Source organism: Xanthomonas sp. 10-10, from assembly GCF_040182365.1.
Lineage (GTDB): Bacteria > Pseudomonadota > Gammaproteobacteria > Xanthomonadales > Xanthomonadaceae > Xanthomonas > Xanthomonas arboricola_F.
The window spans coordinates 197,249-220,154 of sequence record NZ_CP144460.1 but is presented as its reverse complement, the minus strand read 5'-3'; the positions used below and the strand labels follow the sequence as shown (position 1 = coordinate 220,154).

17 protein-coding genes and 1 pseudogene are annotated in these 22,906 nt (G+C 65.6%); all 18 read left to right on the top strand.

The window, feature by feature from the left end:
- The first annotated feature begins 37 nt into the window (after window positions 1–37).
- The 18 genes and pseudogenes from VZ068_RS00885 (at window position 38) to VZ068_RS00800 (ending at window position 22,360) form a co-directional block, all read left to right on the top strand.
- Window positions 38–1,240, top strand: a complete 1,203-nt coding sequence (locus tag VZ068_RS00885) for an amino acid aminotransferase (protein ID WP_349656594.1) — start codon at window positions 38–40, stop codon at window positions 1,238–1,240.
- A 702-nt stretch (window positions 1,241–1,942) separates the two neighbouring features.
- Window positions 1,943–2,959: a class 1 fructose-bisphosphatase gene (locus VZ068_RS00880; protein ID WP_259159253.1), complete on the top strand. Its 1,017-nt coding sequence runs from the start codon at window positions 1,943–1,945 to the stop codon at window positions 2,957–2,959.
- 183 nt (window positions 2,960–3,142) lie between these two features.
- On the top strand, window positions 3,143–3,901 hold the full coding sequence (locus VZ068_RS00875) for a hypothetical protein (protein ID WP_349656593.1): 759 nt from the start codon (window positions 3,143–3,145) through the stop codon (window positions 3,899–3,901).
- Between the two features lie 287 nt (window positions 3,902–4,188).
- Window positions 4,189–4,716, top strand: a complete 528-nt coding sequence (locus VZ068_RS00870) for a hypothetical protein (RefSeq protein ID WP_349656592.1) — start codon at window positions 4,189–4,191, stop codon at window positions 4,714–4,716.
- A gap of 1,089 nt (window positions 4,717–5,805) precedes the next feature.
- A pseudogene (locus tag VZ068_RS00865) lies at window positions 5,806–5,928 on the top strand (fructose-bisphosphatase class I); the annotation flags it as partial.
- Window positions 5,929–6,235: 307 nt separating this feature from the next.
- Window positions 6,236–6,703, top strand: coding sequence for a LuxR family transcriptional regulator (locus VZ068_RS00860; protein WP_349657620.1), 468 nt, complete (start codon window positions 6,236–6,238; stop codon window positions 6,701–6,703).
- 79 nt (window positions 6,704–6,782) lie between these two features.
- On the top strand, window positions 6,783–7,169 hold the full coding sequence (locus VZ068_RS00855; protein ID WP_259166680.1) for a hypothetical protein: 387 nt from the start codon (window positions 6,783–6,785) through the stop codon (window positions 7,167–7,169).
- 114 nt (window positions 7,170–7,283) lie between these two features.
- The gene (locus VZ068_RS00850) at window positions 7,284–7,538 is read left to right on the top strand and encodes a DUF2164 domain-containing protein (RefSeq protein WP_114996586.1); all 255 of its coding nucleotides are present in this window, start codon (window positions 7,284–7,286) and stop codon (window positions 7,536–7,538) included.
- Window positions 7,539–7,608: 70 nt separating this feature from the next.
- Window positions 7,609–7,998, top strand: coding sequence for a hypothetical protein (locus VZ068_RS00845; protein ID WP_259159251.1), 390 nt, complete (start codon window positions 7,609–7,611; stop codon window positions 7,996–7,998).
- 321 nt (window positions 7,999–8,319) lie between these two features.
- Window positions 8,320–9,948: a TldD/PmbA family protein gene (locus VZ068_RS00840; protein WP_349656591.1), complete on the top strand. Its 1,629-nt coding sequence runs from the start codon at window positions 8,320–8,322 to the stop codon at window positions 9,946–9,948.
- Window positions 9,949–10,710: 762 nt separating this feature from the next.
- Window positions 10,711–12,345 carry a TldD/PmbA family protein gene (locus tag VZ068_RS00835; RefSeq protein WP_349656590.1) on the top strand — a complete coding sequence of 545 codons (1,635 nt, stop codon included), beginning with the start codon at window positions 10,711–10,713 and terminating at the stop codon, window positions 12,343–12,345.
- Between the two features lie 14 nt (window positions 12,346–12,359).
- Window positions 12,360–13,694: a TldD/PmbA family protein gene (locus VZ068_RS00830; protein WP_349656589.1), complete on the top strand. Its 1,335-nt coding sequence runs from the start codon at window positions 12,360–12,362 to the stop codon at window positions 13,692–13,694.
- A complete protein-coding gene (locus VZ068_RS00825) occupies window positions 13,691–14,509 on the top strand; it encodes a DUF4159 domain-containing protein (RefSeq protein WP_349656588.1) in 819 nt (272 codons plus the stop codon). The genes VZ068_RS00830 and VZ068_RS00825 overlap by 4 nt, the downstream gene beginning before the upstream one ends.
- Before the next feature lie 247 nt (window positions 14,510–14,756).
- Window positions 14,757–15,749 carry a MoxR family ATPase gene (locus tag VZ068_RS00820; RefSeq protein WP_349656587.1) on the top strand — a complete coding sequence of 331 codons (993 nt, stop codon included), beginning with the start codon at window positions 14,757–14,759 and terminating at the stop codon, window positions 15,747–15,749.
- A 10-nt stretch (window positions 15,750–15,759) separates the two neighbouring features.
- Window positions 15,760–16,656, top strand: coding sequence for a DUF58 domain-containing protein (locus VZ068_RS00815; protein ID WP_349656586.1), 897 nt, complete (start codon window positions 15,760–15,762; stop codon window positions 16,654–16,656).
- Window positions 16,657–17,181: 525 nt separating this feature from the next.
- A complete protein-coding gene (locus tag VZ068_RS00810) occupies window positions 17,182–18,372 on the top strand; it encodes a BatA domain-containing protein (protein ID WP_349656585.1) in 1,191 nt (396 codons plus the stop codon).
- Entirely contained in the window at window positions 18,369–20,621 is a 2,253-nt protein-coding gene (locus VZ068_RS00805) for a hypothetical protein (RefSeq protein ID WP_349656584.1), read from the top strand. Before VZ068_RS00810 ends, VZ068_RS00805 begins: the two co-directional genes overlap by 4 nt.
- The gene (locus VZ068_RS00800) at window positions 20,618–22,360 is read left to right on the top strand and encodes a carboxypeptidase regulatory-like domain-containing protein (protein WP_349656583.1); all 1,743 of its coding nucleotides are present in this window, start codon (window positions 20,618–20,620) and stop codon (window positions 22,358–22,360) included. The genes VZ068_RS00805 and VZ068_RS00800 overlap by 4 nt, the downstream gene beginning before the upstream one ends.
- Window positions 22,361–22,906 lie beyond the last annotated feature (546 nt).

The window sequence follows — 22,906 nt, the reverse complement described above, 5'->3', positions numbered from 1 at the left end:
AAGTACCCCACTCTTTCGTCCTTCAGCGAGTCATGCCGTGTCCTTCTTTGCAAACGTGGAACAGGTTCCAGGCGACCCCATCCTGGGCCTGACCGAGGCCTACAACGCCGATAGCCGCCCCAACAAGGTCAATCTGGGCGTGGGCATCTATTACGACGAAAACGGGCGCATCCCGCTGTTGCGCGCCGTGCACAAGATCGAGCAGCAGCTCGCGCAGGAAGCCAAACCGCGCGGCTATCTGCCCATCGACGGCCTGGCCGCGTACGACAAGGCCACCCAGGAGCTGCTGTTCGGCGCCGAGTCGGCGCTGGTGGCCTCCGGCCGCGTGGCGACCTCGCAGACCGTCGGTGGCAGCGGTGCGCTGCGCGTGGGCGCGGACCTGCTCAAGAAGCTGCTGCCCACCGCCACCATCGCCATCAGCAACCCGAGCTGGGAAAACCATCGCGCGGTGTTCGGCGCGGCCGGCTTCGAGGTGGTGGATTACACCTATTTCGACGCGGCGACCCACGGCCTGAACTTCGACGGCATGCTCGCCGACCTGGCCAAGCTGGAGCCGGGCACGGTGGTACTGCTGCACGCCTGCTGCCACAACCCCACCGGCGCGGACCTGACCAAGGAGCAGTGGAAGCAGGTCGCCGGCCTGCTGAAAGAGCGCAACCTGTTCCCGTTCGTGGACATCGCCTACCAGGGCTTCGACAAGGGCATCGAAGCCGATGCCTACGCGGTGCGCCTGCTCGCTGCCGAAGGCATCGACAGCTACGTGGTCGCCAGCTCGTATTCCAAATCGTTCTCGTTGTATGGCGAGCGCGTGGGCGCGCTGTCGGTGGTCTCGGCCACCGCGGCCGAAGCCAAGGCGGTGCAGTCGCAGGTCAAGCGCATCATCCGCACCATCTATTCCAGCCCGTCCACGCACGGCGCCGCGCTGGTGGCCGGCGTGCTGACCAGCCCGGAATTGCGCGATCTGTGGGAGCAGGAACTGACCGAAATGCGCGAGCGCATCCATTCGTTGCGTGCAGGCCTGGTCGAAAAACTGGCCACGCTGGGCTCGCCGGAATTCGAGTTCATCCAGCGCCAGGCCGGCATGTTCTCGTACTCGGGCCTGACCAGGACCCAGGTGGACCGCCTGCGCGAAGAGTTCGCCATCTACGCCGTGGGCACCGGCCGCATCTGCGTGGCCGCACTGAGCCAGCGCAACCTGGACTACGTGGCGCAGGCCGTGGCGACCGTCAGCCGGATGTAAGCAACCGCATCGCGATCGGCCACACCGGCCAATACCAGCAAACCGGGAGCGCGCCAGCCTCCCGGTTTTTTTGTGCGCGCAGCCGCCGCTCGCTCCCCTGCCCTCGCCGCGTCCTTCCCCCGCCTGCGGGGGAAGGTGCCCGAAGGGCGGATCGAGGCAAGCGCAGCGCAACCATCGCTGACCCACCACCACCCACGCACCGGCAACGCTCCCTTCCCCCCGCCTGCGGGGGAAGGCGCCCGAAGCGCGGATCGGGGCAAGCGCAGCGCAACCATCGCTGACCCACCACCACCCACGCACCGGCAACGCTCCCTTCCCCCCGCCTGCGGGGGAAGCTGCCCGAAGAGCGGATCGAGGCAAGCGCAGCGCCACCATCGCCAACCCACCACCACCCACGCACCGGCAACGCTCCCTTCAACCGCCTGCGGGGGAAGGTGCCCGAAGGGCGGATGGGGGCAAACCCAGCGCCACCATCGCCAACCCGCCACCCACGCACCGGCAACGCTCCCTTCCCCCGCCTGCGGGGGAAGGTGCCCGAAGGGCGGATGGGGGCAAGCGCAGCGCAACCATCGCTGACCCACCACCATCCCCCATTCGCGCACGTTCGATCAATCACGCTGCAAAACGCGCAGCAAGTGATCGAAATCTAACGGCGCAATGGCGACAATAGCCGCCCACTTCCTACACAGGCTGCCCGCCCCCATGTCGCGTCCCTCGCTGACCCGCTTCCTGATCGAAGAGCAACACGCCGGCCGTATCGATGCGGAATTGCGCCAGCTGATCACCATCGTCTCGCGCGCCTGCAAGCGCATTTCCATTGCCGTGAGCAAGGGCGCCCTGGGCGGCGTGCTCGGCGATGCCGGCACCGGCAACGTGCAGGGCGAGGCGCAGAAGAAGCTCGACGTGCTCAGCAACGACATCCTGCTGGAAGCCAATGCCTGGGGCGGCCATCTGGCTGCGTGCGCTTCCGAAGAAATGGACCACAGCCAGCCGGTGCCCGACCAATACCCCAGCGGCGATTTCCTGCTGCTGTTCGACCCGCTGGACGGCAGCTCCAACATCGACGTCAACGTCTCGGTCGGCACCATCTTCTCGGTGCTGCGCGCGCCCAAGGGCACCGAAAAGCCCGGCGACGAGCACTTCCTGCAGCCGGGCACGCAACAGGTGGCCGCCGGCTACTGCATCTACGGCCCCAGCACGATGCTGGTGCTTACGCTGGGCCACGGTACCCACGCCTTCACCCTGGAGCGCGAGGAAGGCAGCTTCCTGCTGACCCAGGCCAACATGCGCGTGCCCGAAGACACCGCCGAATACGCCATCAACATGTCCAACCAGCGCCACTGGGAACCGGCCATGCAGTCCTACGCGGGCGATCTGCTGGCGGGCAAGGACGGCAGCCGCGGCAAGGACTTCAACATGCGCTGGATCGCTAGCATGGTCGCCGACGTGCACCGCATCCTTACTCGCGGCGGCATCTTCATCTACCCCTGGGACAAGAAGGACGCGTCCAAGCCGGGCAAGCTGCGCCTGATGTACGAAGCCAACCCGATGAGCATGCTGGTCGAGCAAGCCGGCGGCGCAGCCACCACCGGGCGCGAGCGCATTCTGGACATCCAACCCACGCAGCTGCACCAGCGCGTGCCGGTTTTTTTGGGCTCGAAGAACGAAGTCAACGAGGCCACGCGCTATCACGTTGAGTTCGACAAGGCGCAGGGCTGAGGTTGTATCGGGCACTCACTTGCGCGACAAGTGGGTCGCCCGCCTCGCGCGGGTGACCCGCTCGTTTACTGCGAGATGACTTCACTATTTTACGTGTCTTGACGCAAGCTCAACGCTGCCCTCTATGGACGGCCAGTCTCAGCGTTGCTAGCATTTTATTGCCTATACACCATTGGACGGTCGATGAAACACCTATCCGCACTTTTATGCTTTGCTTTTTTTGCTTCGCCGGCTTTTGCATATGACTGCAACCAGTCATTGAAGTATAAATCCGAATACGCGAGCCTGACCAAGACGCCTCCTGTCGACGTCGAGTCTCTTAAACTCGGAGTAGCGTTCTTGGTGGATCGAAAAAATATCACACCAACGGCAGCGACCAACGAAGTTATCGCTATTTTGAAGAATGGAAAGTCGCCCATCGCCGCCCAGCTAGAAGAAGCGATCAGCGGCAGCGCAAACCAACTCAAAGCTGCCAACCCCCAGTCTGAGCAAGAGTGTTTGGCTCTCATGGACCAGCGTCGTGAGCATCGCAGACTTGGCCAGCAGTTGACCAAGTATCAAGTAGCCAGATTGATGGCGGCGCAACCAGCCAAACAGTTGTCGGCACCAGAGTGCAAGTCGCAGAAGCTACCAGAAGACCACACCTCAGAAATGTGCCTTATCAAGGGCGAAAATTTCGATCACATGTATTTCAGGCTTCGTGTAGATGGCCTGGAAATTTTTACGCTGGCCGACGATTATGCGGAAGATGTCGTCCTCAAACACAAGGTCTCCCGCAGCGTATCGATTGAATTCCCCTTATCCTTACAGGGCCCAGAGGAATCGACAATTCGTGGCGGCTGCCTACCTGGAAGCAAGGACGGCGCATTGACAGCTTACATATGCAATTTCACCTGGGGCCAAGTGCAGCTAGTTAATAATCTTGAGTTCCAGATTCATTAGCACCCCCCAAATTCGCGACTTTGCGGAACGTCCGCTGTTGAGCAGAAGTGGAAGACTCTACAAGAGCATGAAGCGGACCTGGTGTTTATTCGCGCAGCAGCTGGAAAAAAAATCTTGTGCCCCTCCCTTGTATTCGCAAGCGTGTCGGCTGCCAGAAATCATCGATCCATCCAGTGAATTCTCATCTGCAACAAGCCAGTAAACTGAACTTACGGCGTTGATTGCCACGCCGCTGTTGAGAGAGGCGCAGGCTCAGAGACCCTGGCGGCATACGCGGCAATTGCCGCATGACGACCGCATCCTCATCGGAGAACTCGCTTGCCGAGCGCAAATATTGTTTCCGCACCGCGAGAGCAGGCATGACCCACGTCTTTTTCGCGGCCGCACGCGCAGCAAAAGTGACTCTCATCTTTCTGGGCTCGGTGCTTCTTTCATGTGTCGCGGCAACGATTCTCAGCGGACTTTGTTTGACTCTCATTCTGGCGACGTCACGCGATAGTGGGACGGCCGGTGCGTTTTTCTTGTACTACTGCTTTTTCTCGTTTGGCATTGGCTCCCCCGCATTCTTCCTTGCAGGCGTTCCACTCCTGCACTTTTTCCCTGGACTGAAGCATGCACATCCCTACAGTGCGGGAATTGCGGGAGCGGCAATCACAGCAAGCAGCATGTTGATCCTGCGCTTGATGCATCACTCCTCAGTACCCTTTTCTTCCTGGGACACCATCGCGGTACTTGTCGCTTGCCCATCGCTTTGGGCAGGAATCGCAAGCTGCGTCTATCAGCGCACAAAGCAACTGGCGACGGAGGCGATATAATGGCGTTGGCCGCAGATTTCCGCCTGTGTACACGTGGCTGGCATCACCCATCAACCTTGCCCCCGTCAGCACTGACTGCCGGAATTACCGAAATGAGCTGATAAAGGCTCAAACAGCTTGGGGAGTGTTGAAAATGATCGAGATCATCGGCCCGTCCAGCGATATGAAGTTGGTACACAAACAGGGCGAGACAGGTCGTGAACACGCCTGTCCCGGTACTTGCCGACGCAGTCACTCTCGGAGAGGCATTGACTGCTTATACAGATTCCCAGGGTGCTTGCATCGTGCCTTACGATGGTTCCTGGGAGGACGTTCCGTTTGAGACAGGCGAGGAACCCAAGTACTTTGTGTACACGTCTACACAGGGTGGTCCACGCTTGTGGACATCCATATCGCTCGTGCGGGTGACCTACTATGCCCCAAGCAGGATGTGTACTTCAGGCTTGAAGACGGCGACCGCATCCTCATTGGAGAGCTGGTGTGTTGATTCCGAAAACTTTCGGTGCGAGTGGCCGGGATGACAAAGCCACTTCAGCACAAGGCACTCTTACTGACCGTTGCGCGGATGGTGAGCGCGGGCTTTAAGATTTGGAAGTGTCCATTTACGCTTGCTTGAGTGCGTCGGTTTTCAGTGGCATCGTCCTGTGCATGGCGGTGTCTATTTACGCCAGGGATGAGCGTTAGGCATGTTGTTTTCTTCCTTCTGCCTTCTCACTCATTTCTTTCGTCGTCGACGTGCCTGCATTTCTTGCTCTCCGCGTGCCAGTCTTGCACTTGGTATCTGGCTGAAGCGTACGCGCGCCCACGCCATGCTGCACTAACCGGGCAATCACCGCAGCGATGATCCACCTTTGCCCGTACCTGCTTGTCGGTCCGCAGAACATCGACCCTTTAGTGAAGCCGTCGGCATTGTTCTACATCGCCACACCGCTGTGGGCCGCAATTGCCAGCTGCCTTTACCAGCAGACCGTCAGACCGTCCTGGGACGCGGCGCTGCAGAGCGGCAATGCGGAACCAAACCTTGCCCGACCCAGTGATGCTGACCGCCCGCACACGTCTGATGATGGAAGCTCGCCACTGGGACGGTACGAAGGCATCCTGGACATCCAGCCCGCATAACGGCACCAGTGCGTGCCGGTGTTCCTGGGCTCACGCGATGACGTGACCGAGGCGACGCGGTATCGCGTTGGGTTCGACAAGGCGCAGGGCTGAGGTTTCGGCTTGCGCGACAAGCAACCCTGATTGATGCAGGACACCTGCCCGGTGTGGCTGCCTTTTTATGGAACGCATGCTGATTGCACCGCTGGCGATGCGCCGGAGCGCCAGAACTGCGCCAACGGCCACCTGGTGCCGTGAGTTGACTCACCGCCGCCAGGCGGTGAGTATCGCGATCGGGCCGGAGTGGGACGGTCTACGGGAAGTTGATCTACTCACAGTGCCTTGCGAACAGTCGCATGACTGCCCGCAGGGACCACGTATCGATCAGGGAGTTCACATGAAGACCGCATGTGTTGCACTGGTGGCTGCCGTCATGTTGCAAGCCACACCCGCATTCTCCGCATCAACCGCAACCTCGCCACTGGTCGGAACCTGGCTGCTGGACACCAGCAGCCTGCCGATGCCACCTGCTGCACGACCCAAACGTGTCGTCCTGGATTTCAAGCAGGTCCCCGGCAACAAATGGACAACCAGCGCCGAGATCGTCGAACACGACAACAACACCTTGCAGGCGCAATCCACGCTGTCGCTGGACGGCACGCCGGGCAAGGCATCCGGCACCTACCTGGTCGATCGTGCCGCAGTCAAAATGCCCGAGCCCGGCGTGCTGGTCATGCAGTTGATGTATCAAGGCGTGCCGGCATCCACACGCACCTATACGGTCAGCGCCGATGGCAAGGTGATGACCGAGATCGAAGCGTACTTCAAGGACGGCAACCCGATGATGCGCACGGCGTATTTCAAGCGCGTGGCAAGTCAGACCAAGTGAGCACTGTCGAGCCACGCCGCACAGCGGCGCGGCTCGATGTATTTTTGGAGCAGCGATAGTTTGAAGGCAGGGAGGCTGTATGCGACATCTTTTACCGGTTGATATTCCAGCTACGTTACGGCGCAACACGTCGGTCGAGCAGTTCCTCGGAAAAAGCCCAGTCGATGCAACGTACATTCGCCATATCGAGTTACGCCCGGCAAACGACTCCATCGAGGTGTGGATTCATGACGTGGAGGACATTGGCAGCCAGGACCATTCGGACCTGTATGACTTCATGTCTTTCGATCCGGATGGACCGGACGCCCCTGCTGCCATTTTTGCGGACGCTGCCTCTGCCGTGATGTATGCCAGCACATCCCTGGCGGCTGACCCCACGCGCTGGACCAACCTTGGGATTGCCGAGTCCGAATACCTCGACTACATTCGGGCCGGCCGGCCTGCCCGTTGGCCGGCTGCCACCTAAGCCTCGATCTCGATACCGACCAGGCAAGCGGTTGGGTTCAACAGGCACCAGTCGCGCCAAGCTGCCTGCGTCTCAATGCAAATCGTCCCGAGACCGTCGTTGCGCCGAGCCTCCATGACCAATATCAAATTCACCGAAGGCGAGCGGGCGGCGATCATCCGCAAGGTCCAGCTTTACTTCAGCGAGGAGCTGAAGCAGCAGATCGGACGCTTCGATGCAGAGTTCCTGCTCGATTTCTTTGCCGAAGAAGTCGGAGCCTACTTTTACAACCGTGGCGTCTACGATGCCCAGGCGATCATCGCCAAGCAGCTGGACGATCTGGGAGAGTCGATCTACCAGCTGGAACGTCCGACCGACTTTAAAAAGTGACTGGTCTCACCACGCGGATGCGATGACGAGAGCCAACATCCTCGTTCCTACCAGCAGGGATGGCGTGCGAATGACCATGCGGAGTTGCCGTTTCATGATTGTGCTGGTTGGTGTGCTGCTGCCCTACGCGGCGCGCCTGCCGCGCGGGGCGGAATGGCTTGCGCAATACACCGACACGGCTATCGGCGGCTGGCTGCTCTTGGGCGCGTTCAATGCGATTGCATGGGGCGCGCTGCTCGGCATCAGCTTCCTGTACCGGCGTCCGATCTCGCTACTTGTCCCCTGTGCGTTGGGCTTCGGTGCGCTGGCCTGGGCGCACGCCACGCTGGATCTGCGTGCCGACGCGCAGTCGGCGCTGGCGCTGATCTTCATCCCGATCTATGCACTGCTGCCCATCGCCGTCGGCGGCGCGCTCGGCTATCTGCTGGACCGGCGATTGCGGCACACGGCAGCACGCTGATGCACTCAGCGCATACAGTCTGCCATCGCCAGTGGTCGTGCTCGGTTCTGCTGCGGCGCTTGACGTTTCGATGTGCCGCAACGCAGAAGTGCACAAACGGTACATAGGGATCTGGATCGATGCGTGCGCTGCCGCTGCCCGCATGTCGGCGCGCCTTTCGACAGCCGCCCGGTGTCCGCATCGTATCGCCACGCACCATGCGATCTGGACGCGGACGCCGGCCCGCCGGCGCTGCCCCCTTGACCGCCAACGCCCACACCGGCCAGTCTCGGGGGCTGGCACGGCGGGGGTCGTGCCGCTCGCCTTCAACGGAGAACCGCCGTGGACCGTCGTACCTTCCTCACCTTGTCCGGCATCGGTGCAGCCGGGTTGCTGCTGCCGCATACGCGCCTGATCGCTGCCGAACAGTTGCTCACACCCAACGATGCCGTGCGCAGCCGGCGCTTGTCCGATACCGCGCTGAGCACCGCCAAGGCAGCCGGTGCCAGTTATTGCGATGTGCGCGTAGGCCGTTATCTGCGCCAGTTCGTGATCACCCGCGAGGCGCAGGTGGAGAACGTGGTCAACGCCGAATCCAGCGGCGTGGGCGTGCGCGTGCTGGCCGATGGCGCGTGGGGGTTTGCGGCCGCCAACACGCTCACCAGCGATGGCGTGGCCACCGCCACGCGCCAGGCGGTGGCGATCGCCAAGGCCAACGCGCGGCTGGGTGGTACGCCGGTGCAGCTGGCGCCCGTGACAGCGGCCGGGCAAGTGCGCTGGCGCACGCCGATCAAGAAGAATGCGATGGAGGTACCGCTGCAGGACAAGGTGGCGCTGCTGATGGACGTCAATGCGGCCGCGCTCAACGCCGGCGCCACCTTCGTGGCCTCGCGCATGTTTGCCATCAACGAGCAAAAATACTTCGCCAGCAGCGATGGCTCCTATATCGATCAGGATGTGCACCGGCTGTGGCTGCCCTTCACCGTGACTGCGGTGGACAAGGCCAGCGGCAAGTTCCGCACCCGCGACGGGCTGTCTTCGCCGATGGGCATGGGCTACGAGTATCTGGACGGCGATGCGCGCGAGAAGCACGCGCTACCTGGCGGGCTTGTCGGGTATGGAAAAAGCTACGATGCGCGCGAAGACGCCATTGCCGCCGCAAAGCAGGCGCGCGCCAAGCTCACCGCGCCCTCGGTGAAGGCCGGCAAATACGATCTGGTGATCGACCCGAGCAATCTGTTTCTTACCATCCACGAGTCGGTCGGCCACCCGCTCGAGCTCGATCGCGTGCTCGGGTACGAGGCCAACTACGCCGGCACCAGCTTCGCCACGCTGGACAAGCGCGATGCGAAGTTCCGCTGGGGCAGCGACACGGTGACGTTCGTCGCCGACAAGACGCAGCCAGGCAGCCTGGGTGCGGTGGGCTACGACGATGAGGGCGTCAAGACCAAGCAATGGGACCTGGTCAAGGACGGCATCCTGGTCGACTACCAATGCACGCGCGATCAGGCGCATCTGCTCGGCAAGACCGCCTCCGATGGCTGCAGTTACGCCGACTCGTGGTCCAACGTGCAGTTCCAGCGCATGCCCAATGTGTCGCTGGCTGCGGGCAAGACGCCGCTGGCGGTGGCGGACATGATCAAGAACGTCGAGCGCGGGCTGTACATCCACGGGCGCGGCTCGTATTCGATCGATCAGCAGCGCTACAACGCCCAGTTCGGCGGGCAGCTGTTCTACGAGATCGAGAACGGCCAGGTCACGCGGTTGGTGGAAGACGGCGCCTATCAGATTCGCACGCCGGAATTCTGGAACGCCTGCAGCGCGGTGTGCGACGAGCGCGACTTCCGTCTGGGCGGCTCGTTCTTCGATGGCAAGGGCCAACCCAGCCAGGTGTCGGCAGTATCGCATGGCTCGGCCACGGCGCGCTTCGATGGCATCAACGTGATCAATACCGCGCGTTCGTTAGGCTGAGAGCGGCTCATCATGATGTCGATTCGCAGCGTTGTTGGGTGCGATCAACAGCTTGGTCAGTCGAGGGCGCGGTGCCCTCGCCGCTCGCGGGACACGCCGCAAGTACGTCCCTGTAGGCTCGGTGGCGGCATCCATGCCGCCACACGGTCCCGCAATCGGCGAGGACACCGCACCAGAGAGTGAGTCGGTTGCTTTTTTTTAAGCCTCAGGTTGATCGCCTTGCGTTGCGAAGATGATCCGCGGCGTTCTTCAAACAAGGCACGTCATGCTTTGCTCTCACTATGCGTACCGACACTCTCGACTGGCCCTTGCCCGCCCACCGTCGCGGGACCTTACGCGGCATGGATGCCGCGTCAGAGCCTACAAGGGCGTACTTGCGGCGTGTCCCGCGATGGTAGGCGGGCAAGGGCCCTGCAGCCAGCGCGCAGATCGCCCACGCAGTTTGTCAGCCGCTCTGAACCTGCGCAGCAGCTATTGAGCGTGACGGCATCGCATCATCGTGAATAGGGCGAGCATGCACGACATCCACCACATGTTCCCGCGCGAAGCATCCATCGCACGCAACCAGCCCCGCTCGCCAGACTTGCATGCAGATAGCTGTGCCAATCGATTCAGACGAGCACAGCGATTGCCGCTGCACCCCTGCCGAAAGTCATTTGACGCAGCGTTCATCGCCCGGCAAGAATCGGCGATACCGTGCAGATACCCATCTGTGCGTCACCAGATCACCTGCGCGCCGCGCGGGACTATTGGGGAGTTGCCGTGCAGCGACGTGATTTCCTTGCCCTGACCGGGCTGACCATGGGTGGGCTGATCGTGCCGGCCTACTTCGGCAAGGCGATTGCCGCCGAGCAGTTGTTGACGCCCTTCGATGTCGGCCTCAAGAAGCGCCTGGCCGATGCCGGGCTCAATGCCGCGCGGCAGGCCGGAGCGAGCTATTGCGATGTGCGCATCGGCCGCTATCTGCGGCAGTTCGTCATCACCCGCGAAGACAAGGTACAGAACGTGGTCAACACCGAATCCATCGGTGCCGGCATCCGCGTGATCGTGGGCGGAGCATGGGGTTTTGCTGCCACCAACGAGCTGACCGAGCAGGGCGTGGCCAAGGCCGCTTCGCAGGCGGCTGCCATCGCCAAGGCCAATGCCAGGGTGCAGGGTACGCCGGTGCAACTGGCGCCGACGCCCGGCGTCGGCGAGGTCAGCTGGAAGACGCCGATCAGGAAGAACGCAATGGAAGTGCCGATCAAGGACAAGGTGGATCTGCTGCTGGGCGTCAACGCTGCCGCCACCGCTGCTGGCGCCAACTTCGTCAACTCGATGCTGTTCGTGGTCAACGAGCAGAAGTATTTCGCCAGCACCGACGGCTCGTACATCGACCAGGATGTGCACCGCATCTGGGCGCCACTGAGCGTCACCGCCATCGACAAGGCCAGCGGCAAGTTCCGCACCCGTGACGGACTGTCCGCGCCGATGGGCCTGGGCTACGAATATCTGGATGGCGCCGCCTCGGGCAAGTTCGTCTCGCCCAACGGCGTGGTCAATTACGGCCTGTCCTACGACATGAAGGAAGACGCGATCGCCGCGGCCAAGCAGGCGCAGGAAAAGCTCAAGGCGCCATCGGTGAAGCCGGGCAAGTACGATCTGGTGCTGGACCCCTCGCACACCTGGCTCACCATCCACGAGTCGGTGGGCCACCCGCTGGAGCTGGACCGCGTGCTCGGCTACGAGGCCAATTTCGCCGGCACCAGTTTCGCCACCCTGGACAAGCTCAAGGCCGGTTTCCAGTACGGCAGCGACAAGGTGCATATCCTGGCCGACAAGACCCAGCCCGGCAGCCTGGGCGCGGTGGGCTACGACGATGAAGGCGTCAAGACCAAGCAGTGGGATCTGATCCGCGACGGCAAGCTGGTGGACTATCAAGCGATCCGCGACCAGGCGCATATCCTCGGCAAGACCGCCTCCGATGGCTGCTGCTATGCCGACTCGTGGTCCAGCGTGCAGTTCCAGCGCATGGCCAATGTGTCGCTGGCCGCCGGCAAGACACCGCTGAGCGTGAGCGAGTTGATCAAGAACGTGGAAAACGGCATCTACATCATCGGCGACGGCTCGTTCTCCATCGACCAGCAGCGCTACAACGCGCAATTCGGCGGCCAACTGTTCTACGAGATCAAGAACGGTGCCATCACCCGCATGCTCGAGGACGTGGCCTACCAGATCCGCACGCCGGAATTCTGGAACGCCTGCAGCGCGGTGGCCGATGAACGCGACTACCGCCTGGGCGGCTCGTTCTTCGACGGCAAGGGCCAGCCGAGCCAGTCCTCGGCGGTCTCGCATGGCTCGTCCACCGCCCGTTTCGACGGCATCAACGTCATCAACACCGCCCGCTCGCTCGGCTGACAGGAGAAACCCACATGAGCATCCTTACCGAAGCGCAGGCCAAGGCCATCCTGGACAAGGTCATCAAATTGTCCAAGGCCGACGAGTGCACCGCCACGCTCACCGGCACCATCGACGGCAATATCCGTTTTGCACTCAACAACGTGTCCACCAGCGGCATCGTCGACAACACTGACCTGCAGGTGCAGGTGGCGTTCGGCAAGCGCGTGGGCATCGCCACCATCAACGAGTTCGACGATGCATCGCTGGAACGCGTGGTGCGCCGCGCCGAAGATCTGGCAAGGCTGGCGCCTGAAAACCCGGAGTTCATGCCGGCCGTCGACAAGCAGACCTACACCGCCAGCCCCACCTTCAGCGAATCCACCGCCGCCATCGACCCGGCGTTCCGCGCGCAGGTCGCCGCCGATTCGATCGCTCCGTGCAAGGGCAAGGGCCTGATCGCCGCCGGCTTTCTGGAAGATGGCCAGAGCTTTACCGCCTTTGCCAACAGCAAGGGCAACTTCGGCTATCAGCGCGACGCGCGCTTCGACTACACCTGCACCGTGCGCACCGAAGACGGCCGCGGCTCGGGCTGGGTGGGGCGCAACCTGAAGGACGCCTCCGACTTCAAGGCCGAGCAGGACATCCGCATCGCCATGCGCAAGGCCAGCGATTCGGCCGAAGCCAAGGCGCTGGAACCAGGCAAGTACACGGTGATCCTGGAGCCGGCGGCGGCGGCAGGATTGATCTCCTTCATGATGCGCTACTTCGATGCGCGCATGGCCGACGAGGGCCGCAGCTTCCTGTCCAAGAAAGGTGGCGGCAACAAGCTGGGCGAGCAGGTCTACGACCCGCGCGTGAACATCACCGCCGACCCGTGGGATGCGCGTGCCGCCGTGCTGCCGTGGGACGAAGAAGGCCTGCCGCGCGAAAAGATGTCCATCGTGGAAAACGGCAAGGTCGCCAACCTGCAGTATTCGCGCTACTGGGCGCAGAAGAACGGCAAGCGTGCGATCGGCGAGCCAGGCAATCTGCTGATGGCCGGCGGCGAGAAGAACATCGCAGAGCTGGTGCGCGGCACCGAAAAGGGCATCCTGGTCACGCGGACCTGGTACATCCGCATGGTCGACCCGCAGACCGTGCTGCTGACCGGGCTGACCCGCGACGGCACCTTCTACATCGAGAACGGGCAGATCAAGTACCCGGTGAAGAATTTCCGCTTCAACGAATCGCCGATCATCATGCTCAACAATATCGACGAGCTGGGCAGGCCGGTGCGCGTGGCCGGCGATGAATCCAGCTACGTGATGATGATCCCGCCGATGCGCCTGCGCGATTTCACGTTTACCTCGTTGTCGGATGCGGTGTGACTGAGAGCCGGGAATCGGGAGTGGGGAATCGGGAATGGGGGAGCGGAGCAATCTCTTCGCAGCCCGATGCTTTTCCTGCACATCCCGTTCCCGGTCTACACGCCCTGGCGGCGCGCGCGACGCGCCGTCATGTCCTTGGATTGCTGCTCGGTAGCGTCGCTGCGTTGGCGTTACCGCGGCGGGCGCGGGCGGCGGGCAATTACGATTTCTGGTTTACCCGGCTGCGCTACGACTCGGGCGATTGGGATGTGGATGCGCGTATGCCTTCCAACCTGATCACCTCGTTGATCGACTACACCCAACTGCGCGTGGACCCGCAGGAGCATGTGCTGGATCTGGCCGACCCGCGCATGCTGCAGGCGCCGTTCTGCTATCTCTCCGGGCACAAGCTGGTGGAATTCAATCCGGCCGAGCGGCTTAATTTCGAACGCTACGTGCGCAATGGCGGCTTCGTGTTCGTGGACGATTGCAACCACGATATCGATGGCTTGTTCGCCACCTCGTTCGAGGCGCAAATGACCGCGCTGTTCGGCAAGAGCGCACTGCAGAAATTGCCCAACAGCCACCGCCTCTACAGCGCGTTCTTCAAGTTCCCGGATGGCCCGCCGGCGACCAGCTTCGAGCTCAATGGCTGGGGCGACGATCTGGTGCACGACTATCTCAGGGGCATCAGCATCGACGGACGCCTTGGAGTGCTCTACAGCAACAAGGATTACGGCTGCGAATGGGATTACGACTGGCGCAACAAACGCTTCCTGGCCGAAGACAACACCCGGTTCGCAGTGAACATCGTGATGTATGCATTGACCAACTGAAACCATCATGTAGGAGCGCGCTTGCGCGCGATGCCTTCCCGGTAACGCCGCATCGCGCGCAAGCGCGCTCCTACAGGAAGTGCGGGAGATCTTTCCAGGCACGACACCACCGCCAACCGTCCGCCGTCGCACTCACCAGCCCCGCACGCCTTTGTAGGAGCGCGCTGGCGCGCGACCAAGATTTACCGGTAAAGCATCGCGCGCAAGCGCGCTCCTACGCCAGCAGCCAAATAACGAGACTTCCCCCATGACTTCCCCCAGCGACGACATCCTCACCGCACAGCTCTCCCAACTCGGCGCGCTGCGTGCCGCCCTGGCCCGGGCGGTGGTGGGACAGGCAGCGGTAGTGGAGCAACTGCTGATCGGCCTGCTCGCCGGTGGCCACTGCCTGCTGGAAGGCGCGCCCGGGTTGGGCAAGACGCTGCTGGTGCGCTCGCTGGGACAGGCGCTGGAGCTGCAGTTTCGCCGCGTGCAGTTCACCCCCGACCTGATGCCCAGCGACATTCTCGGCACCGAGTTGCTGGAAGAAGACCACGGCACCGGGCATCGGCATTTCCGTTTTCAGCAAGGTCCAATCTTCACCAACCTGCTGCTGGCCGACGAACTCAATCGCACCCCGCCCAAGACCCAGGCCGCGCTGCTGGAAGCGATGAGCGAGCGCACCGTCAGCTATGCCGGCACCACTTATGCGCTGCCGGCGCCGTTCTTCGTGCTGGCCACGCAGAACCCGATCGAGCAGGCCGGCACCTACCCGCTGCCGGAGGCGCAGCTGGATCGCTTCCTGTTGCATGTGCGCGTGGACTACCCCAGCGAGCAGGAAGAGCGCGACATCCTCAGCCAGACCACCGGCACGGCCAGCGCACAGGTGCCCAAGGTGATGGACGCGGCCAGCGTGCAGGCGCTGCAGCAGCATGTGCGGCAAGTGCATGTGGGCGCGGATCTGCTGACCTGGATCAATCGCCTGGTGCGCGCCAGCCGGCCCGGCCCGCAGGCAAGCGATGAGGTCCGGCAATGGATCAAGTGGGGCGCCGGCCCGCGCGCGGGGCAGTCGCTGGTGCTCGCGTCCAAGGCACGTGCGCTGTTGCATGGCCGGCTCGCCGCCACCCGCGAGGATGTGCTGGCGCTGGCCGCTCCGGTGATGCGGCATCGCCTGCTGCTGTCCTTTGCCGCCGAAGCCGAACAACGCAGTGCCGATGATGTGATCGCCGCGCTGCTGCACGCCGTGCCGTTCCCGGGCTGAGCGCAGCGCCATGCACTCACCGCTGCCGGCCCTGATCCCCGCCGATGTGCGCAGCCGCCTGCGCGGCCTGCAGCTGCGTGCGCGTCAGGCACAGGGCGCGCACGGGATCGGCCAGCACGCCAGCCGCAGCCGCGGCGCCGGGCTGGAATTTGCGCAGTACCGCGCCTACGAGCCGGGCGATGCGCTGCGCCAGATCGACTGGAAGCTCTACGCACGCTCGGACCGCTTTTTCGTACGCGAAGCCGAGCGCGAAAGTCCGTTGACGCTGTGGTTGCTGCTCGATGCCACTGCCTCGGCCGGGCAGGCCGACAGCGCGCGGCCGGCGCACACCCGCCTGCACACGATGGCGACGCTGGCCGCATGCGCGGCCGAAGTGGCGCTGCAGCAAGGCGATCGTGTCGGCCTGTATGCACTGCATGGCGGCGGCCTGGTCGCGGTGCCGGCCGGTGTCGGCAGCCGCCAACGCGACCGGCTGTGGCTGGCCTTGCACGGCTTGCGCGCCGGCGGCCGCTGGCCCGGGCTGGACGCGCTACGGCCGTTGTGGGAACGCATCGCCGCGCACGACCTGCTGCTGTCCATCGGCGATGGGTTCGATGAAGAGCTGGCGAGCGCACTGGAAAAATTCGCCGCCGCGCGCCGTGAAGTGCTGCAGCTGCAGGTGCTCACCTGCGACGAACGCGATTTTCGATTCAGCGGCGGGCACCGCTTTCGCGACCCGGAAACCGGCGAAGAACTGTTGGGCGATGGCGCGGCCATGCGCGAGGACTATCTGCAACGCTTCGCCGCGGCCCAGCGCGCGCGGCAGGCGCGCTGGCAAGCGGCCGGCATTGCGCATGCCGTGCATTACCTGGATGCGCCGGCCGATGCCGCGCTGCGCCAGCTGTTCGGTCGGGGTGCGGCCCGATGAGCACGTGCCTGTATGGTGTGGCGACTGCGCCGTCCATCTCGCTATCGGCCCGGCGTTGGAGCATGGCGGTGCAGCCGCCGCAGCGCCGAATGCGTGTTGCTGCCAGCGGGCACAGGCCGCAGTGGCAGGCACGCGTACCGGCGACCATCGTGTGCGGCATGTCGATGTCGGCACGGTATCCAGCACCGTGTGCGGTGCATCTGCATTGCCCGGGTATCCCCTGCGCATGAGGGCAGTGCTTGTCGACGTCGATCATGCGCATGCCATGCAGCTCTGCATGCCAATGCTGGTGCGATTGCAGTTGCAGTTGCGAGCACAGCTCACTGGGCGAGGTCTTCGCATGGGTGCAACGCCGACCACCGTCGCGCCTGCGCACGCCATGCAACCGTGGATGCAACTCCCGCTGCGATTGCGGCTACAGCGGCGGTGGCAGCTCAGCCAACAACTCCAGCATGCCCACAGACGGACGCACCACCGCAGTGCCATGAACGCACGCGCGCGCAGCGTCAGTGCAGGGGCAGGGGCATGAATCTGCTGTTGCTGTTTCCGGCCGGGCTTGCGGCACTGGCTGCGCTGCTGCTGCCGTTACTGATCCATCTGGCGCGGCGCAGCGAGCACCGGCCCACCGAGTTTGCCGCGCTGCGTTGGCTGCGTGCGGTGCCGCGCCCACGCCACCGCGTGCGCCTGGACGAACTGCCGCTGCTGCTGGTACGCCTGCTGCTGCTGGCCGCGTTGGCGCTGCTGCTGGCCGAGCCCGCGTTACGCGCGCAGCAGGATGCACGCCCGCGCATCGCGGTGAGCCCGGGTGTGGACCTGGCTGCGGCACGCGCGCTGCCACAGCCCAAGGATGCGCAGTGGGTGTGGCTGGCGCCTGGCTTTTTACCGATCGATGCCAGGGCCGATGCCACCGAGGGCACTGGTCCACACGCCGACAGTCCGCAACCGGTGGCTAGCCTGCTGCGCGAACTCGATGCCAGCCTGCCCGCAGACGCGCCGCTCAGCGTGATCGTGCCCGCGCAATGGGGCGTGGTGGATGCGCAGCGGGTACAGCTGTCGCGTGCAGTGCAGTGGCAGGTGCTGCCCGGTGCATCGCCGGTGGCCGCCACGCCTGCCACCGCGCCACTGCGCTTGCGGGCGATTGCCGACGACCGCGCCGCACCGGCCCTGCGCTATCTACGCGCGGTGCATGCCGCCTGGGCGCTGCCGGGCAACATGCCGGTGGGCGTGCCTGCCGAGGCAGTGCCGGCGCGATGGGCGCCCGGCACGGTGGTGGCATGGTTGTCGTCCACCGCTCCGCCCGCGCCGGTGCAGGACTGGGTTGCAGCCGGCGGCCAGCTGCTGCTGGATGCGGGCACGCCGGTGCCGCCCGCACTCGCCGCCGCGCTGCAGCCCGCGCTCGACCTGCAGGGGCAGCCCGTACTCGACGCCGCCGCAGTCGGGCGCGGGCGTCTGCTGCGCTGGGCCACGCCACTGCAGCCGCAGCAGCTGCCGGCACTGTTGGACGCCGATTTCCCCACCCGCCTGCACGCTGCGCTGCAACCACCTGCCATCCCGCAACGCGCCCTGGCGCAGACACTGCAACCGCAGCGCGGCAGCGCGATCCGGCTGAGTACCCCGCCGTGGCCGCTGGCATCGTGGCTGATCGGTGCGGTGCTGCTGCTGTTCGCGCTCGAGCGTTGGCTGGCCACCGCCCCGCGCAGGAGCAGCGCGGCATGAGCACGCCGGTACTGCAGCGCGCGTGGCAAGCCGCACTCCGGCGGCGCGCTGCCGGCGTGCTGGTGTTCGGCTGGCCGCTGGCGTTGCTGCCGGGTGCGCTGGCCTGGCGCATGGGCGCGCACGCAGCGGTGGGGCCACTGTTGCTGGCGGGCATCGTGCTACTGGCCATCATCGCGCTGCACTCAGCGCGGCAGCTGGACCAGACCTGGCTGATCCGTCGGCTGGATCGCGAACCGGACCTGGACGACAGCAGCGACCTGTTGTTCTTGCCGGCCGCGCAACTGGGCCCGCTGCAGGCGCTGCAACGGCAGCGGCTGGAACAGCGCCTGCGCAGCACTCCGCGCGATCTGCGCCCGGCCTGGCCGTGGCGACGCGCATGGCCCTGGAGTCTGCTCGGGCTGGTCGCCTGCGGCGCGTTACTGCTGTGGCCGCCGCGTGCGCCGCCGCCTGCCGCCCCCGCCGACCGGGTGAGCGCCGCCGGTGCCGGCAGCAGCGCTGCGATGCTGCGCCAGGCGCAGCTACGCAGCACACCGCCGGCCTACACCGGTCTTCCCGCCGCGCGGCTGCCCGGCCTGGACGCGCGCGTGCCCGCCGGCACCCGGCTGGACTGGCAGCTGCAGGTCAGCCCGGCCCCGCGCAACGTGGCACTGCGCCTGACTGACGGCCGCCTCATCCCGCTGGCCCGGCAGGGCAGCAGCGATCAGTGGCAGGGGCAATGGACCGCCACGCGCGCCAGCCTGTACCGCATCCTCATCGACGGCACGCCCGCCGACCGCCAACTGCACCGGCTGGAGGTACTGCCCGACCGCCCGCCGCAGGTGCGCGTGCTCGCGCCCGAGCAGAGCCTGGTGCTGTGGACGCCGGCCAATGGCCCCTGGACCCTGCGCTTCGAAGCCGGCGACGATTACGCCGTGGCCGCCAGCGCCGAGCTGCGCCTGACCCTGGCCCAGGGCAGCGGCGAGAACATCACCTTCAAGACCCAGCGCCGCCCGCTCACCGGCAGCGGGCCGGCCACCCGCCGCAGCTTCGCCACCACGCTGCAGCCGCAGGCGCTGGGCATGGCCGCCGGCGACGACCTGATCGCGCAGCTCATCGTGCACGACACCCGCCAGCCCGACCCACAGGAAGGCCGCAGCGCCAGCGTGATCCTGCGCTGGCCGCCACCGGAACAGAGCATGGCCGCCGGCCTGGAAGCCAGCGTCAAACAGACCTTGCCGGCCTATTTCCGCAGCCAGCGCCAGATCATCATCGACGCGCAGGCGCTGCTGAAGGAAAAACCGCGCCTGGACGATGCCACCTATCTCAAACGCTCCGACGCCATCGGCGTGGACCAGCGCCTGCTGCGGCTGCGCTACGGCCAGTTCCTGGGCGAAGAGAGCGAAGGCGCGCCCAAGGGCCCGCCGACCGCCGACGCACCGCCCACCAGCGACACCCCGGCCGATGACTTGCCCACCGCCGACATGCCGACCGCCGATGCGCCGGCCGAGCACGCCCACGACGCCACCCATCCACATGCCGATCACGATCACGCCGCTGCACCCGCCAGCGGCGCGGCAGCCCTGGACGATCACGACCACGATCACGCCGATGGGGGCCACGAGCACAGCGGCTTCGGCCAGGCGCAGGACGTGCTGACCGAGTTCGGCCACACCCACGACCACGCCGAAGCGGCCACCTTGCTGGACCCGCAGACCCGTGCCCTGCTGCGCGCCGCGCTGGACCAGATGTGGCAATCCGAGGGCGAATTACGCCAGGGCCACCCCGAGCGCGCGCTGCCGTTCGCCAACAAGGCGCTGGGCTTCATCAAGCAGGTGCAGCAGGCCGAGCGCATCTATCTCGCACGCGTCGGCACGCAATTGCCGCCGATCGATCCGAGCCGGCGCATGAGCGGCAAGCGCGACGGACTGGGCGACCGCCCCGCCGCCCTGGACACCCGACCGCCACCGGACCCCTCGGCGCTGGCGCTGTGGACCGCGCTGGGCGAAGACGGCGCGGTACCGGAGGCCGTCCTCGATCGCTACACCCGCTGGCTGCAGGGCGCCCAGGACCTGGTGCCCGACCCACTCGGCGTGGCGGCCGCGGTGGAAACCCTGCGCAGCGAGCCTGCCTGCCTGCGCTGCCGCGCGCAGCTGCGTGCGCTGGTGTGGCCCACGCTCAGTGCACCACCGGCGCCGGTGGACCGCCGCCCGGCCGCCGACGCGCGCGGCCAGCGTTACCTGGATGCCTTGCGTGGGGGGCCACCGCCATGACCACCGCACTGCCCTGGCTGGTGGCCGCCGTTCTGGCGCTGCTGGTGGTCGTCGGCTGGATCCGTCTGCTGCGCGCGCACGCAGCCCAGGCGCGTGCGCGCGCCCGGCTGTGGTGGTTGCTGGCCGCCCAGCCGGTGCTGGCGGTCCTGCTTTATCCGGTGCTGCTGCCGCCACCGCGGGCCGGCACTGCCGGCGTGCTGCAGGTGGCCACCGCAGGCACCGACACGACGCAGATCCGCCCGGGCGCGCAGTGGGTGGCGTTGCCGGAAGCCCCCCGCCTGCCCGGCGTGCCGCGCGTGCCCGACCTGGCGACTGCGCTGCGTCGCAACCCCGGCACCGCCAGCGTGGTGGTACATGGCGACGGCCTGCCCGCACGCGACCGCGATGGCCTGGCAGGGGTGGCGGTGCAGGCCGCGCTGGGCCCGCCCGTGCGCGGGCTGGTCGCGGCCTGGGCACCGGCAGCCGTCGCGCCGGGCCAGCTGGTCACACTCACCGCGCAGGTGCAGGGCGTGGCCAACGCCCAGGTGGACCTGCTCGACCCGTCCGGCCAGCGCGTCGATCGCGCCCGCCCGGATGCGCAGGGCCAGGTGCGCCTGCGTGGCCTGGCGAATGCACCAGGGCAGGTGCTGTTCGCGCTGCAGCTGCGCGATGCCGCCGGCGGCAAGCTGGGCCGCCTGGATGTCCCGGTGCAGATCGCCGCCGTGCCGCCGGCCCGGGTGGTGCTGCTGGCCGGTGCGCCGCAGCCGGAGTTCAAGTACCTGCGCCGCTGGGCCAGCGATGCGGGACTGGTGGCGCGTAGCCAGGTCAGCGTCAGCGCCGGCCTGCAGCTGGGCGATGCGGTCAGCCTGGACGCCGCCAGCCTCGACCGGATGGATGTGCTGGTGCTCGACGCCCGGCGCCTGCTGGCCATGCCCATCCCGCAACGGCAGGCGGTGAGCGCAGCGATCGCGCGCGGCCTGGGCGTGCTGGTGCAGGCGGCCGATCCGGCCGATGCCGCCACCCGCACCGCCCTGGCCGCGCTCGGGCTGGCGGTGACCGGCGGCGACGCCAGCAGCGCCGTTGCCCTGGCACCGGCAGGCACGCCTGGCGATGCCGGCACACAGACCGCCCCGCCGTCGCTGCAACGCCGCAACCTGCAGCCGCAGGGCAGCGATGCGGTGATCTCCGCGCGCGCCCGCGACGGTACGGCGCTGGGTTGGTGGCGCAGTGTCGGGCACGGGCGCATCGGGGTCAGCGTGGTCCAGGACAGTTACACGCTGGTGCTGGCCGGCCAGCGCGCGCTGCATGCGCAGCTCTGGGCGCAATTGCTCGGCGCGGTGGCACGCCCGACAGGTGCGCCAGCATCGTCGGTGCAGGAGGGCTGGTCGGGACAACGCATGCTCCTGTGCGATCTGGCGGCCGACGCGGCCGTGGGCGCACCCGATGGCAGCCGCCAGCGTCTGTTGGTCGAACGCACCGGCAACGCAGCGCGCTGCGCAGGCTACTGGCCGGCTGCCACCGGCTGGCATCGGCTGCACGGCGGACCCAGCCCACGCTGGATCTATGTGCGCGCACCCGGCGAGGCGCCGGCGCTGTACCGGCAGCAACTGCGCGCGCACACGCTGGCATTGGCCGCAGCGCACGCATCCACGCCTGCAACGACGCGCCCCGCCTCGCAGCCCGGACCGCGCTGGCCGTGGCTGCTGCTATGGCTGGCGGTGGCAACCGCCACGTGGTGGCTGGAGCGCAGGCGCGCCTGACGACCGAGGGCGTCGCTGCGAATGCCGTAGCCGATGCGCCCAATCGTTTCGTCGTCGCTGCCCTCGTACCCGTGACCCGGATGTCGCGCGCAAGCGATCCTGAGTAGCCACGGCAGTACGACAGGCGTGCTGCGGTAATGGTGCCCTTGCTTATTGCTTCCCAAGATCGCAGAACCGCACGCTGGTGTACGCCAGCGCTGCAGCGACATGGTAAGTCGGGTGCTCGCTCTCCGCCGCAGCTTCACAGCAGCGCGTAGAACATCTAATAAAACACTGTACGCACCGCCAGGCAGACGCGGACGCTGCTTGGTGCGGGATGTACGGCTCGTCCGCTGCGGTTTTCGAACGTGCCGTCCACGCTCGCCGACGATGGCGCGCTGCATTTTGCTCGCCGTTGTGAAACATCGCTGACGCGCAGCAAAGCCCTCAAGCACCGGGCGTGACAACCATCGAACGCACAGCTCCCAAGCGCGACCACACCCCGCTGACGCCGCACTGCTATGCAGTCGGTGCACGCCTGACGCGCTCGTCAGCGTCAATGTGGCC

What these genes read in the sequence shown, in the direction of transcription:
- VZ068_RS00880 (WP_259159253.1), top strand. Translation starts at nt 1,943, where the DNA reads ATGTCGCGTCCCTCGCTGACCCGCTTCCTGATCGAAGAGCAACACGCC.
- VZ068_RS00875 (WP_349656593.1), top strand. Translation starts at nt 3,143, where the DNA reads ATGAAACACCTATCCGCACTTTTATGCTTTGCTTTTTTTGCTTCGCCG.
- VZ068_RS00870 (WP_349656592.1), top strand. Translation starts at nt 4,189, where the DNA reads ATGACGACCGCATCCTCATCGGAGAACTCGCTTGCCGAGCGCAAATAT.
- VZ068_RS00855 (WP_259166680.1), top strand. Translation starts at nt 6,783, where the DNA reads ATGCGACATCTTTTACCGGTTGATATTCCAGCTACGTTACGGCGCAAC.
- VZ068_RS00850 (WP_114996586.1), top strand. Translation starts at nt 7,284, where the DNA reads ATGACCAATATCAAATTCACCGAAGGCGAGCGGGCGGCGATCATCCGC.
- VZ068_RS00845 (WP_259159251.1), top strand. Translation starts at nt 7,609, where the DNA reads ATGACCATGCGGAGTTGCCGTTTCATGATTGTGCTGGTTGGTGTGCTG.
- VZ068_RS00830 (WP_349656589.1), top strand. Translation starts at nt 12,360, where the DNA reads ATGAGCATCCTTACCGAAGCGCAGGCCAAGGCCATCCTGGACAAGGTC.
- VZ068_RS00820 (WP_349656587.1), top strand. Translation starts at nt 14,757, where the DNA reads ATGACTTCCCCCAGCGACGACATCCTCACCGCACAGCTCTCCCAACTC.
- VZ068_RS00815 (WP_349656586.1), top strand. Translation starts at nt 15,760, where the DNA reads ATGCACTCACCGCTGCCGGCCCTGATCCCCGCCGATGTGCGCAGCCGC.
- VZ068_RS00810 (WP_349656585.1), top strand. Translation starts at nt 17,182, where the DNA reads ATGAATCTGCTGTTGCTGTTTCCGGCCGGGCTTGCGGCACTGGCTGCG.
- VZ068_RS00805 (WP_349656584.1), top strand. Translation starts at nt 18,369, where the DNA reads ATGAGCACGCCGGTACTGCAGCGCGCGTGGCAAGCCGCACTCCGGCGG.
- VZ068_RS00800 (WP_349656583.1), top strand. Translation starts at nt 20,618, where the DNA reads ATGACCACCGCACTGCCCTGGCTGGTGGCCGCCGTTCTGGCGCTGCTG.